Source organism: Brevibacillus humidisoli (genome assembly GCF_020923435.1).
Classification (GTDB): domain Bacteria; phylum Bacillota; class Bacilli; order Brevibacillales; family Brevibacillaceae; genus Brevibacillus_E; species Brevibacillus_E humidisoli.
Genome location: NZ_CP087263.1, coordinates 2,174,246 through 2,187,638, shown reverse-complemented (window position 1 = coordinate 2,187,638; position 13,393 = coordinate 2,174,246). Strand labels below are relative to the sequence as shown.

General features: G+C 52.6%; 13 protein-coding genes and 2 riboswitches. Of the genes, 9 read left to right on the top strand and 4 right to left on the bottom strand.

What is annotated here, in order from left to right; translation table 11 throughout:
* Position 1: 1 nt before the first annotated feature.
* Entirely contained in the window at positions 2–316 is a 315-nt protein-coding gene (locus LOK74_RS10865) for a hypothetical protein (protein WP_230046646.1), read from the bottom strand.
* A gap of 159 nt (positions 317–475) precedes the next feature.
* On the opposite strand from LOK74_RS10865, the gene LOK74_RS10860 reads away from it, so the two are divergent.
* From LOK74_RS10860 to LOK74_RS10835, 6 genes are all read left to right on the top strand, one after another.
* Complete coding sequence (locus LOK74_RS10860) at positions 476–832, top strand: YlbG family protein (RefSeq protein WP_230046645.1); 357 nt, start codon at positions 476–478, stop codon at positions 830–832.
* A gap of 224 nt (positions 833–1,056) precedes the next feature.
* Positions 1,057–1,794 carry a LamB/YcsF family protein gene (locus tag LOK74_RS10855; protein ID WP_230046974.1) on the top strand — a complete coding sequence of 246 codons (738 nt, stop codon included), beginning with the start codon at positions 1,057–1,059 and terminating at the stop codon, positions 1,792–1,794.
* A gap of 194 nt (positions 1,795–1,988) precedes the next feature.
* Positions 1,989–3,836, top strand: coding sequence for a stalk domain-containing protein (locus LOK74_RS10850; protein ID WP_230046644.1), 1,848 nt, complete (start codon positions 1,989–1,991; stop codon positions 3,834–3,836).
* 11 nt (positions 3,837–3,847) lie between these two features.
* Positions 3,848–4,369: a shikimate kinase gene (locus tag LOK74_RS10845; protein ID WP_230046643.1), complete on the top strand. Its 522-nt coding sequence runs from the start codon at positions 3,848–3,850 to the stop codon at positions 4,367–4,369.
* 20 nt (positions 4,370–4,389) lie between these two features.
* Positions 4,390–4,551 carry a YqzE family protein gene (locus LOK74_RS10840; RefSeq protein WP_230046642.1) on the top strand — a complete coding sequence of 54 codons (162 nt, stop codon included), beginning with the start codon at positions 4,390–4,392 and terminating at the stop codon, positions 4,549–4,551.
* A gap of 21 nt (positions 4,552–4,572) precedes the next feature.
* A complete protein-coding gene (locus LOK74_RS10835; protein ID WP_230046641.1) occupies positions 4,573–4,827 on the top strand; it encodes a YkuS family protein in 255 nt (84 codons plus the stop codon).
* Between the two features lie 50 nt (positions 4,828–4,877).
* On the opposite strand, the gene LOK74_RS10830 is transcribed toward LOK74_RS10835, so the two are convergent.
* The 3 genes from LOK74_RS10830 to LOK74_RS10820 all read right to left on the bottom strand — a co-directional run bounded on the left by LOK74_RS10830 (position 4,878) and on the right by LOK74_RS10820 (position 8,776).
* Positions 4,878–5,738, bottom strand: coding sequence for a hypothetical protein (locus tag LOK74_RS10830; RefSeq protein WP_230046640.1), 861 nt, complete (start codon positions 5,736–5,738; stop codon positions 4,878–4,880).
* Positions 5,739–5,912: 174 nt separating this feature from the next.
* Positions 5,913–7,049, bottom strand: coding sequence for a YqhG family protein (locus LOK74_RS10825; RefSeq protein WP_230046639.1), 1,137 nt, complete (start codon positions 7,047–7,049; stop codon positions 5,913–5,915).
* Positions 7,050–7,069: 20 nt separating this feature from the next.
* Positions 7,070–8,776, bottom strand: a complete 1,707-nt coding sequence (locus LOK74_RS10820) for a DEAD/DEAH box helicase (RefSeq protein ID WP_230046638.1) — start codon at positions 8,774–8,776, stop codon at positions 7,070–7,072.
* 141 nt (positions 8,777–8,917) lie between these two features.
* Positions 8,918–9,011: riboswitch (glycine riboswitch) on the top strand.
* Positions 9,012–9,106, top strand: a riboswitch (glycine riboswitch).
* 122 nt (positions 9,107–9,228) lie between these two features.
* On the opposite strand from LOK74_RS10820, the gene gcvT reads away from it, so the two are divergent.
* The 3 genes from gcvT to gcvPB are packed head-to-tail and all read left to right on the top strand — an operon-like array spanning position 9,229 to position 13,192.
* Positions 9,229–10,332: a glycine cleavage system aminomethyltransferase GcvT gene (gcvT, locus tag LOK74_RS10815; RefSeq protein WP_230046637.1), complete on the top strand. Its 1,104-nt coding sequence runs from the start codon at positions 9,229–9,231 to the stop codon at positions 10,330–10,332.
* Between the two features lie 42 nt (positions 10,333–10,374).
* Positions 10,375–11,730, top strand: coding sequence for an aminomethyl-transferring glycine dehydrogenase subunit GcvPA (gene gcvPA / locus LOK74_RS10810; RefSeq protein ID WP_230046636.1), 1,356 nt, complete (start codon positions 10,375–10,377; stop codon positions 11,728–11,730).
* Positions 11,723–13,192 carry an aminomethyl-transferring glycine dehydrogenase subunit GcvPB gene (gene gcvPB, locus LOK74_RS10805; protein WP_255679577.1) on the top strand — a complete coding sequence of 490 codons (1,470 nt, stop codon included), beginning with the start codon at positions 11,723–11,725 and terminating at the stop codon, positions 13,190–13,192. Before gcvPA ends, gcvPB begins: the two co-directional genes overlap by 8 nt.
* Positions 13,193–13,393 lie beyond the last annotated feature (201 nt).

Sequence of the window (13,393 nt, the reverse complement as noted above, 5' to 3'; positions counted from 1 at the left end):
GCTACTGCTGCCGGTGAAGGGTGCAGTCTTCACACTGATTGCCGCAGCAAAACATTTTCTCTTCCGGGACTAGGAAACGAAAGCGAAAGACGGAACGCTGCTCCTCCGTACGGATATGGTTGCACTGGCAGCGTATTCGCGTACCTTTGACGAGCGCTTCCGCATCCTGCAGGATGACCGTAATCAGCTCGCGATGCGCAAGTGAGCTGGTTACATATAAAAAGCGATGTCCAGCGAACTCTCGCCAATCGATGCGGTCGATGCCGTCTCGGTTGGCCAGGGCTGCGGTGAGTTGTGTGTAGAACAGATCAATCAAGAGAAATCCTCCCACCGTTGCAAGGCGTTGATGCCTTTTCTTTGTTCATTATAGCTGTTTCACTTTCGTCGACCAATCACGAGTGCAATCCATCTTGTTCACGCCGGAAAAGCGTGGTAGCATAAGTATCGATATAGAGGAAGGGGATTGGATGGGAGCATGAGGGATAGACGACTGGGGTTAGCAGTTTGGATCAAAAACGTGCGGGCTGCCAAGAACTTGCGCAAGTTCGGCACCATTCACTACGTATCCAAACGGCTGAACTACGTTTCCATGTATGTCGACGCGGAGAAAATCGATGAGACCATTCGGGTGATGGAGCGCTTGAACTTCGTTACCAGGGTGGAGCGTTCTCACCGGCATGAGATTCCGATCGAGTACAACAATGCACGCCCTGACAAGGCAAAAGAGTTTGATTATCGTCTGGAAAAGTCCCAGTTGATGGCACTGACGGAGTCACTGACCACTGAACCGGGAGACAAAAACGGGCAGACGGCCGTTTCTTCCATACGGTAAGCGATAGTAGCGATGAACAGAGGCTATTCCCAAAGGTACGTTGGTTGCGAGGAATGGCCTTTTCTTGTACGAACTTCCATTGGAATCACTTTCCAAAGTTGTTTTTGACTGTTCTGTATCCTGCCGTTCTATGATATAGTTTACTAGAGAATAAATTGGAAATGAATGCGTTTTCCATTCTGTCAGGAGGTGCGGCAGGTTTGAGGTTGGATATCAACTGCGATATGGGGGAAGGATTTGGGCGTCTCCGCATCAGAGAGGATATCGGGATCTTGAAATGGGTCACGTCGGCCAACATCGCATGCGGGTATCATGCCGGTGATCCGCATGTCATTTGCAGTCTCGTAGAGGAAGCACTACGCCTGGGTGTAAAGGTAGGGGCTCACCCTGGTTATCCTGACGTGCATGGATTTGGCCGACGTCCGATGAATCTCTCACCCAAAGAGGTATATGAGATCGTTCTATACCAGGTTGCCGCACTGGACGGAATCACCAGGGCGTTTGGGGGCGAACTGCATCATGTCAAGCTGCATGGAGCATTGTACAATGAAGCCGCCGTGCGTCCTGAATTGGCTGAGGCTGTGGTGCGTGCTGTTTTAGACGTCGGTGAGGATTTGATTATTTACGCACTTTCCGGAAGCGCACTGGTACATGTTTGCCTGGAGCATGGTATAACGGTGGCTGAAGAGGTATTTGCTGACCGGGCTTACCTGCCGAACGGTCGTCTGGCTCCACGGGAGTTGGAGGGCAGTGTACTGATCAGCATGGATGAACAACTGGAACAGACGAGGCAGCTGGTGCTGGAGCAGCGTGTCCGTACAGTGGATGGCGGACAAGTGGAACTAGCTGCCGATACTCTCTGTGTGCACATTGAAAGCCCTGATATTTTGCCGTTTTTGATGGAACTGCACCGTTGGGCCAAGCAACAATCGATCCAAATCGAGCCGTTTAGCGGCCAGTGAGAGGATTCAACTGTACAATCCGTGAGGAAGTTCCGCTGCTCCAAGGGATTGATGAGCATCCCGCCGCCTGCCATTTGGTCTAGCCTTTCCGGCTGGACCTTTTTTGTTCCCTGCAATTCTCTTCTCCCGTCTGATTTGTTACAATAGAAAAACAGTCTGTGGAAAATAGATGTACATATATGGGAGAGCAAAAGATGAGTGCGATACAAAAAACAAGCATTCTCCTATGCCTCGCGATCCTGATCGTGGGCAGCGGCGTTGCACTAGTGACAAATTGGCAAAAGATTTCCGTGTTTTCCAAGACAAGCCCGGTTCAGCCGTCAGTGGAGAAGTCAACGTCTTCACCCGTCGATCCGTTCCGGTCGTCTCCGCCATTGCCGTCATTGGTCAAAGATCTTGATCCCGCTTATACCATCAAGGCCGAACTGCAAACGAATCAGGCCAAAATTGTCGGCACGGAAACGATTCAGTTTGACAATCCGGGTACGAAAGAGATTCACCTGTACGTGTACGATTACGGCTGGAGCCCGATGAGAGTTATCTCCATTCGGCATGGGGAAACCAAGATCGCGTTTCAGCGAAGAGGAAGCGTAGTCAGCCTGTCGAACAAGTTTCCGACTGACACACGGATCGCCCTGACGGTAGAGTTTGAAACAGCGATTCCTCGCAGTGCGACTCGCTTCGGTACAAAAGATGACATCTGGACATTGACCAACTGGTACCCTATGCTGGGTGCTCTAGATGGAAATGCGAAGTGGTATGAACCGCCTCGTCCGGTCGGGTACGGTGATCCGTTTGTCTACCATTACGCCGACTACGACGTCCGATTCCTTTCTCCAGAAGGATACCGATGGGTAAGCTCATGGGGCAGGGGCGAGCGGGTTCGTCTGGCGGGTGGTCAGCAGGAGATTCACTATCAAGGTAAGGAACTGCTTAACTTCTCGCTGGTTGGAAGTCCGCTGTACCATATCGAACAAATCAAGATCGGTAATCTGACGGTGGACATCGCGCTTAGCGATAAGAAGAGCATGCCCCAGGTGAAGGCAATCGCAGAATCCGCTTTAACCGCCTTTTCCGACATGTACGGAGAATTGCCATATCCGTACGTGTCGATTGCAGAGACCGGGCACACCTATGCGATGGAGTATGCCAATTTGGCGATTTTCTCCAAAAACATGTACGCCAACAACGAAATCAATCACTGGCTGCCGCATGAGATCGCCCACCTGTGGTGGTACAACAGCGTCTCTACCCTCGAAGCGGAAACAGGCTGGATTGACGAGGGTCTGGTGGAGTGGAGCGTCTACCTCTACATGCAAAAACGGCATGGACAAGCCATGGCCGATACGGTAATGGGGGAATACCAGCGGGAGTATGAGACGCTACAGCAGCGCTACCCGGATGGGAAACTGTCCAAGACCCTGCGGCAGTTTACGGATTACTATGAGTTTGACTGGACGTGGTATGCAAAAGGGGCTGTCCTATACGACCAACTTCGCCGCCAGATTGGCGAGGCCCCTTTCGCCAGCTTCCTGCAGCGTGTGCAGCGCAATTACCATGGCAAAGTGATCGGACCGCAGCATCTCGACCAGGCTCTTAGTCAGATTTTGAACGGAACAGCCGCTTACTTTGTCCCCAATCAGGAGCGGACGAACCGGCAGCCGATCGTCCCTCTGGCTGTTGAATACTATGTCGATACCGTTATCAATGGAGTTCCCTACTATCCTTCCGTTCCTGGTAGGGAAGTGGGGGAAACCGTTTATCTCCCACTGCGTGATGTGATGGAGAAAATTGGCTATCAGGTGACGTGGGTGGAGAAAAAGGGAATGATCCGCCTCCATACGTCGCAAAAGGAAGTACTGCTGTCAGAGAAGTCAGCAGAAGTTACGTTTAATGGAAAACCATACCAGCTTCCGCATAGACTGCTGGAGATTGACGATCGGACGATGGTACCGCTATCTTTCTTCGAGCAAGTGCTGGCGTATCAGGTAGAGTATGACAATCAATCCAAAGTTGTACGCATTACGGTACCACCTAAATAGAGGAGATGCTGATGAACAATATTATCCTGATCGGATTTATGGGGACGGGCAAAACAACAGTAGGCAAAGCGCTGGCCCAACGACTGGGCAGACCGTATCTCGATCTGGATCAATACATCGTAGAACGGGAACAGCGCAGCATTCCGACAATTTTTAGCGAGGAAGGAGAAACGTATTTCCGCCAAGTGGAAGCGGCACTGCTGCTGGAATCGCTTCAACCTGGCGGCAGAGTCATAACGACGGGCGGCGGGGTGGTCCTCCGCCCGGATAATGTGGCGGCGATGAAGTCGGGAGGATGGGTCATTGCGCTGAAAGCGAGTCCTGATGAAATCATTCGCCGTGTTTCTTCCGATTCCCAGCGGCCCCTGCTTGCTGGGGACGCAGCAGAGCGTGTCCATCGTCTGCTGGCCGAGAGGGACGGCATGTATGATTTCGCCCCGCTGCAGATTGATACAACAGGACGCCATGTGCAAGAGATTGTAGACGAAATCATGAGGAAGATGGTTGAACAGACGGATTTTCGGAGAGACTAGCGGTAGAGGGGGAATCCGTCATGTCATTTCAGGATTATCTCAAATACCTCATCAAACGCCTGCTGGAGTATATGGAAACGCCTGCCGATGAGCGTAAAAGGCGAAAAGAAATGCGGGAGGCATGGACAGCGCGTTGGTTTGGTATGATTCCGCTGTCGATCAAGATGTTTTTGCGCAAGTAAACCAATCGGACGGAGGTATCTATGCCGAGAGTAGCGGTAGAACACTCACTAAGCGACATTTCCAGCATGCTGCGCCAAAACGGGTATGACGTAGTCGAACTTGGCAACTGGCAGCAGATGGTGGACGCTGTGGTGATTACGGGTCAAGATGTAAATGTGCTTGGCGATCAAAGCAAGTCGATCACAGGTGCACCTGTCATCAATGCGTCCGGCATGTCCGCACAAGAGGTATTCCACGAAGTACACAAGCGTTTGTCCCCGACCCATCATCAGTAGAAAAACGGTGGTTTGATCCTTCGGCCACCGTTTTTGTTTTGCTTTCCTATTCAACTGGCAACCAACTTGCCTACCTTGGTCACATAGGAGGCAGGCAAGTAGCGCAATCCCTCGTCCCATACCCCGATATAAGCGATGGAGTCATTCCAGACGTGAATCGATCCCACTGTGAAGGGAGCAAACACCTGGTTTTGAAACAGGGAGGCAGTGACCACGATCCGCTGCTCCTTGTTCTGCCACAGACCTCTCCACCCACCACTCTCGTCGGTGGCGAGAGGCGCTGCCTTGACCCAGTCGATCCGGTCAAACGGATCGGTCGCTTCCTGTGAAACCGTATGATGCCTGGTTAGCAGCCCATCTGAGCGGATCAATTCTTTCGAGGGGAGGGTGGGCATCACCAGAGGCGGTGGGTCCTCGACGGTAGACGGATACTTTTCACCCGTCTTGGCGTCGATGTACTGCTGATGTTGTGCGTCAAGAGCTACCTCCCAATGTGAAGCAAAACCATCATAGACGGGTTCCGCCGCAATCTGCAGCGGTGCAAATGCGTCGTGAAACAAAATAAACTCACCCAGTCCGTATTCCAGCAGGACAAAGGTCGGCTTCTCCGGAGGCTGTTGGAGATCTGGATCTGGAGCCTCCCCGACAACCAGATATCCCACATAGCTATCCTCTTTGCTCAATCGGATCAACCACTGTCTCGAATGCACACCCAGCGCTTGTACTTCTGTTCTGGCTCCCTTCCACACGGCGAACTTCTCATCTTTGGACGACAAGTCTTCGATCCAGTGTTTGATTTGCTGCTGGAAATGGCTGTTCCAGTTAGAATCCGGATCAGCGTCAGCCGCAAACGTATGTGAACCTAGCGATGTGATCAACAGTAGACACACAGCCCATAATCGTACGTTCAATGGAATGCACCATCCCTTTTGCGTTAGTTACACAGCATCCTTCGTTTCTCATTCTTGCCTACGATTCGGAGGATGTTTCCTTTTGTTTTTCTTATTGTAACCAGACACAGGGAAAAGATTTGTTGCTTATTGTCAGGGCTCGTCCACTTTTTCTCGCAGTGGTTTTACATTTTTCTACGATCGTCGCGTCGATTGTCTCAACGCCCCGACCGGCGGAGTACTGTAGAGGTAAAACAGTCCACCGTTGATCAACGAGACTTCAATTCTCGGCTCGTACTGCCACTTCAATTCGGCGATTCGCCGTTCTTTTTCCTCTTGTGGCGTGCTTTGCTGCCAGTTGCTCTGATCAATCTCCTCCTTGGGTGTCTCGGGAATCGTGTACTGCCGCAGGAAGTCCAAAATTCTCCCTCCATTGGCGCGATAGGTATCCAGCGACTCAGGAGCGGATTGTTCAGACTGGGGCTGTTCCAGAGGGAGCTGTTCTGCCGCGGACTGCGGTCGTTCAGATCCGCGTTGCGAAGAAGGGGTGGAGGACTTGGAATCGGAGAGAGTTGGTTCCCCGCCATAGTCCCCTTCATCAGATTGCTGGTCAGCATCGTTTTCAGAGGAGGTCGTCATTTCGTCGTAATAGGCGGACAAGATGGCAATCTCTTCGGCTAACCGTTCTCGCGCCTCCTCTGCCCAGCGGTTATCCTGCTGCTCGATCACCTGCTCCACCTCTTGCTCTACCATCGCCATTGCTTGATCCAACGACAGCTGACGATCCAGAGTGTAGAAGTAGTCCGGGATCGATGGCCCCAGGTTTAGCGAGCATACGAACGAATAAAAGTTGCAGGAAATCCGGGATTGGTGCAGGTTGACGCCAAAGCTGAGCAGGACGTCCCGTTTTTTGTCGCAGACAAAGGAGATTTTTATATTCAGGTTCAACCAAGGGACTAGCGGTGCAGAACGGCGTTCGGCGCCTCTTCGCCCGGATAACCGGGTATCTGCTTGTTCAAACAGGCAGACGAAACGACCGTGCCTGCGCGCAGATTGAAAGATTTGATCCAGACGACCAGAGCCGAAATGGAGATATTCACTGCGAAATCCCTCTGGCTTCTGATCCGGTTCAAAGGTGAAGGTGATGATCATCGGCTGTGGCGGGATGTTCATTTTCTCCACCCAGGACCAGTAGAACGGACGATTGCCGATGTCTTTGTCCACGATTTTAGGTAGTTTCACAGTAAAATAGGCAGGATGGGATTCCATCACATGCGAAGAAAAGGCAGCAAAGTACCTTTCCGTAAAGCGGCGCACTTCCTCTTGGTTCATCGCTCATCCTCCTTGCCGGGTTACCGGGAGGCTTGTGTCTGTACTTGTTCCATCTCTGCCCGTCTGTTTTCCCGTATTGCCTGAATCACCTTGCCCATATTGTCCATTTTGAGCGCCAGTTCCCGCTCCGATTCTGAATTCATGATGATGTCAATCACGTTCTGCTCTAGGGATTTATTCAGGGCCAGCCGTTCGACGATTTCGTCCAACTCGCCGATCACCATCTCAAACAGGTCGATCTTTTCATAGAGCAGATTCAGGATATGTTCTTCGATGGTCCCTTTTGTCGACAGGTTGTAAATAAAGACATCCCGCTCCTGACCCAGCCGGTGAACACGTCCTATCCGCTGTTCCACCCGCATCGGATTCCACGGCATATCGTAATTGATCACCTGGTTGCAGAACTGCAGATTGATCCCTTCACCGCCAGCCTCTGTGGCAATCAGCACCTGTGCCCGGTTTTGGAACAGATCGGTCATCCAGTCTTTTTTGCTTCGCTTGAAACCACCGCGAAAGGGAACGGATGTGATGCCGTGCTCACTTAAGTACTTTTGCAGGTAGTTTTGCGTCGCCCGGTACTCAGTAAAAATAATCACCTTGTCGTTAATCTGTTTGATCAGCTCGACGGTCTTGGCCGCTTTGGAGTGAGTCTCGATCCGCTTGATCATTTCCACCAACTCCAGAATCGCTTGACGCTGCGGGGAGTTTTCCGCTGCACGCTGATGCATGTTGTACAGGGTCATGAACGCTGCTTCACGGCTGGAGCAAACCTCTCGCTGCAGGGTAATCAGCGCAAGTGCATTGATCCCGCCCAGCGACGAACGATAATGTTCACGCACAAAGCGGGTTACGCCATCGTAGAGCGACCATTCTTCGGGAGAAAGCTCTACCGGAACAGACTGTACCCGACGCGGGGTAAACTGGATGCCACCGTCGCTGCGCCGGTTGCGGATCATCACTTTCTCGATTTCTTTGCGCAGTTTTTCGTTGTTTTTGGCTTGGCGCTTGCCTTCTACATAGGTAGAGGTAAACGTATTGGTTTGACCCAGATGACCCGGCTTAAGCAGATTGATCAGGTTGTACAACTCATCCATCTCATTTTGGATAGGAGTTGCAGTCAGCAGCAGACAGTACTTTTTCTTGATCTCACGCACGAACTGATAGTTGCGAGTACGTTTGTTTTTAAGCTTATGGGCTTCATCGATCACCAGCATGTCGTAGTCAATCGAGAGGACATGTCGACGGTGCGGATCACGTTTTGCCGTATCGATCGAGGCGACCACGACATCGTACTGCCGCCACATATACTCTTTTTTTTGCGCCGCAGCAGGGATCCCGAACTTCTGATTCAACTCTTTTGTCCACTGGATGACCAGAGAGGCTGGGACCAGAATCAACACTTTTTTCGCCAATCCTCGAACCATGTACTCTTTTAAGATCAGCCCTGCTTCGATCGTTTTGCCCAATCCCACCTCGTCAGCCAGTATGGCACGTCCGTGCATTTCGTTTAATACTTTTTCTGCCGTCGTGATCTGATGGGGATAAGGGGTGAGATTGGGTAGGTATCTGAGAGCCTGAAGTTGATCAAACTCCCGTACTGCAAGCGCTTCTTCCGCCTCAAGCGCCAGTTGAAACAACTCCCACTTGTGCCAGGGACCGTCGTCCGCCATCAGTCGGTTTAGATCAGGAAGCCAGGAACGATCAAAGGTGACAGGAACACGTGACATCGATGGTGTCTCCTCCCGGACTGATTCTTTAAAAAACTGCTTTCAACTTTTGAACGTTCATGGTAGGATAATAACGGTAACACAATTGCTGTATAGGCTAGTATGATTCACTTGATTACAAGTTATGTACATTCCGTGCGAATGAAGGTAGCAGGGAGAGACCGTATTTATACGGCGCCGAAGGAGCAAGCCGGGCAGCGGTGAATCTCTCAGGCAAAAGTACCTCTACCGGACGCATCTCTGGAGAGAGCTCAGATGAGCCACCCAAGGGGAAACTTGCCGATCCATCGGGCAAGGCAACTCTCAGGTACCGAGGACAGAGAAGGAAAGAGTAGGACGTGCGCAAGCGTCTGACTTCTTCCTTTGCTCTGTCTTTTTTTGCGTCTTTGTGCAGACATGAATTTACATGCAACAGGAAATGGTAAAAAGGAAGAATCAGGAGGTGCAGGCTGTTGAGCGACTTGAAACGTACCCCGTTGTTTCCCGTGTATGCCCAGTATGGTGCCAAGACGATCGACTTCGGTGGGTGGGAGATGCCGGTTCAGTTTACGAGCATTTCGCAGGAGCACGAGGCAGTGCGGACCAAGGCAGGATTATTCGACGTCTCCCATATGGGAGAGGTGGAGGTAAAAGGAGCGGGTGCACTCCACTACCTTCAGCGGCTTACGACCAACGATGTGTCCAAACTGGTGCCGGGACAGGCGCATTACAGTGCGATGTGCTACCCGGATGGCGGCACAGTGGATGACCTGCTGGTCTACAAACTTGCCGAAGACCACTATTGGCTCGTGATCAACGCATCCAACATCGATAAGGATCTGGACTGGATGAAGCAGCATCTGACAGATCAGGTGACGGTTGAGAACATCTCCTCCCAGATCGCACTGCTGGCCATTCAGGGACCGCTTGCCGAAACCATTCTCCAACGCCTTGCCACGATAGACCTTTCCCAAATCGGTTTTTTCCGTTTCCAACAGGATGTCTCGCTGGATGGGATCTCCACACTGGTCTCTCGCAGCGGATACACCGGAGAAGACGGTTTTGAATTGTACGTGTCAGCCGATCAGGCTGTATCCCTGTGGGATAAGTTGATGGCTGCGGGGGAAGAAGAGGGGTTGACTCCCTGTGGATTGGGCGCACGGGACACACTCCGGTTCGAAGCGAAGCTGCCGCTGTACGGTCAGGAGCTAAGCAGGGAGATTACGCCGATCGAGGCGGGGATAGGGTTTGCAGTAAAACCGGATAAAGAGATCCCCTGCATCGGGTGTGACGTGCTGAAACAGCAAAAAGAGCAGGGAGCCCCGCGAAAACTGGTCGGGATCGAGATGATCGACCGCGGCATCCCGCGCACGGATTATCCTGTCTATGCCGGTGACAAGAGGATCGGTGTCGTGACCACCGGTACCCAGTCGCCTACGCTGAAAAAGAACGTCGGTCTGGCGCTGCTTGACAAAGCCTATACCGCACTGGATACAGCAGTAGACGTGGAGGTGCGGGGCAAACGACTCAAGGCGAAGGTGGTCGCAACCCCGTTTTACAAGCGCAGCAAATCGTGAGGCGTGAGTTGATTACAATGCTTCAAGCAAGGAGGAATACAGGTGAAGTATCGTTACTTGCCCCAGACCGACCAAGACAAGCGCCAGATGCTGGAAGCACTTGGGGTCGATTCGATTGAACAGTTGTTCTCCGATATCCCGCAAGAGGTTCGTTTTAACCGGGAGCTGAACATTTCCAAAGCGCTGTCTGAACCGGAACTGATGGCACAGATGAAAAAATGGGCCAGCAAAAATATCAGTTTTGAAACGCATGCGTGCTTCCTGGGCGCTGGTGTTTACCAGCACTACATCCCCAGCGTGGTCAACCACGTCATTTCCCGCTCCGAGTTTTATACCGCGTATACCCCGTACCAGCCGGAGATTAGCCAGGGGGAACTACAGGCGATCTTTGAGTTTCAGACGATGGTCTGTGAGCTGACCGGGATGCAGGTGGCCAACTCGTCGATGTACGATGGTCCCACTTCATTGGCGGAAGCGGCCATGATGGCCGCAGGTCACACCGGAAAAAAACGGGTGCTCGTCTCACGTGCGGTCCATCCGGAAGCGCGTCAGATTTTGAACACCTACGCTTACGGTCAGGACGTGGAAGTGGTCGAAATCGGCTATACCGGACAAGGAGTAACCGACCTTGCTCAACTGCAAGCGGAGTTGACGGACCAGACAGGTGCCGTTATCTTGCAATATCCAAACTTTTTTGGCAGCGTGGAGGATCTGGCGGCGGTTGAACGACTGGTGCATGAAGCGGGTGCACTGTTTATCGTGAAGGCCAATCCGGTCAGCCTCGGTGTATTGGAAGCACCGGGCAAACTAGGTGCGGACATCGTCGTCGGCGACATGCAGCCGTTTGGCATTCACGCTTCATTTGGCGGACCACACTGTGGTTACTTTGCTACGACGACCAAGCTGATGCGCAAAATGCCGGGCCGAATCGTCGGTCAGACCAAGGATGAAGAAGGGAAGCGCGGGTTTGTCTTGACCCTGCAGGCGCGTGAACAGCATATCCGCCGGGAAAAAGCGACATCAAACATCTGCTCCAACCAGGCTTTGAACGCGCTGGCTGCTTCTGTGGCCCTCAGTGCGTTAGGCCGTCAGGGGGTGCAGGAGATGGCGTTGATGAACCTGCAAAAAGCCAATTACGCCAAGCAAGTGATTGGAGCATTAGAGGGATTGGAAATAGTCTTTCAGTCTCCCACCTTTAACGAATTCGTGGTCAAACTGCCAAAGCCTGCAGCGGAAGTAAACGCTGCCCTGCTGCAAGCAGGCATCATCGGTGGGTACGACATGGGACGCAGCTATCCGGAATTGTCCGGACATATGCTGATCGCTGTCACCGAGTTGAGGACCAAACAAGAGATTGACACGCTGGCACAGCAATTGGAGGTGATCGGTCGTGCATAACAACAAGGAAAAAGCACTTATTTTCGAGATGAGTCGGCCCGGGCGGGTTGGATACAGCTTGCCGGAACTGGATGTTCCAGAAGTAGATGTGACGACCCTGCTGCCGCAGCACCTGCTACGGGAAACACCCGCGGCCTTGCCGGAGGTATCAGAGCTGCAGCTGATGCGTCACTATACGGAACTGTCCAACCGCAATCACGGCGTCGACTCCGGTTTTTACCCGCTTGGCTCGTGTACGATGAAATACAATCCAAAAATTAACGAGGATATCGCCCGCTTGCCGGGGTTTGCCTCGATTCACCCCTATCAGCCGGATGAAACCGTACAAGGTGCGCTGGAAATGCTGTACAACCTGCAGCAGGATTTGGCTGAGATTACCGGGATGGATGCGGTGTCACTGCAGCCTGCAGCAGGAGCAGCCGGTGAGTTTACCGGCCTGATGATGATTCGTGCGTATCACGAGAGTCGTGGCGAGAAGCGGACGAAGGTGATTGTACCCAATTCCGCGCACGGTACCAACCCGGCATCGGCCAACGTTGCCGGAATGGAGACGGTGACCATTCCTTCCGATGAACGGGGATTGGTCGACATCGAAGCACTGCGGGCGGCAGTCGGACCTGATACAGCCGGGTTGATGCTGACCAATCCCAACACACTAGGGCTTTTTGAAGAGGATATCGTAGAGATGGCCAGGATCGTGCACGAAGTAGGCGGCTTGCTCTACTACGACGGGGCCAATGCCAACGCGATTCTCGGAATTGCCCGTCCCGGAGATATGGGCTTTGACGTCGTTCACTTGAATCTGCACAAGACCTTTACCGGCCCCCACGGCGGCGGTGGGCCGGGAGCCGGTCCGGTTGGGGTAAAAGCGTCGCTGCTGCCGTTCCTGCCGGCGCCTATTGTGGCGAAAGACGAAACGGGACGCTTCCGGCTTGATTATGACCGCCCACAGTCGATCGGGCGAGTGAAAGCTTACTACGGCAACTTTGGCATTCTGCTGCGTGCCTACTCCTACATCAGCACGATGGGAGCAGAAGGTTTGCTGCAGGTATCGCAAAATGCGGTGCTAAACGCCAACTACTTGATGCGCCGTCTGGCTGAAGCATATGAACTGCCATACGACTGCGTCTGCAAGCACGAGTTCGTCCTCTCCGGCGTTCGACAGAAAAAACAGGGCGTCCGTACCTTGGACATTGCCAAGCGGCTGCTCGACTTTGGCTATCATCCGCCAACGATCTACTTCCCGCTGATCGTGGATGAATGTCTGATGATAGAGCCGACCGAGACGGAGACCAAGGAGACTTTGGATGAGTTTGCCGAGGTTATGCTGCAAATCGCCCGTGAGTGCGAGCAGTCGCCGGAGATCGTCCAGGAGGCGCCGCACACCACGGTAGTAAAGCGGTTGGATGAAGCGACGGCGGCTCGCAAGCCGGTCCTCCGCTACCAATCAGAGGGTGTGTGAACCAAGACTGTACTCAATTCATAAATGTGGTGGCTTTTGGGCGATCGGCATAAGTCACGATGATGGGAAACATCAAGTCGCGTTACTGCAGAGGTAACGCGACTTCTTTTATCGGTTATAATCCGCTTCGCTCATGATCCATCCACACCAGTCGGGTGTGCTGCTATTACTTGCCGCAAGTACAGATTAGGCCGTACAATG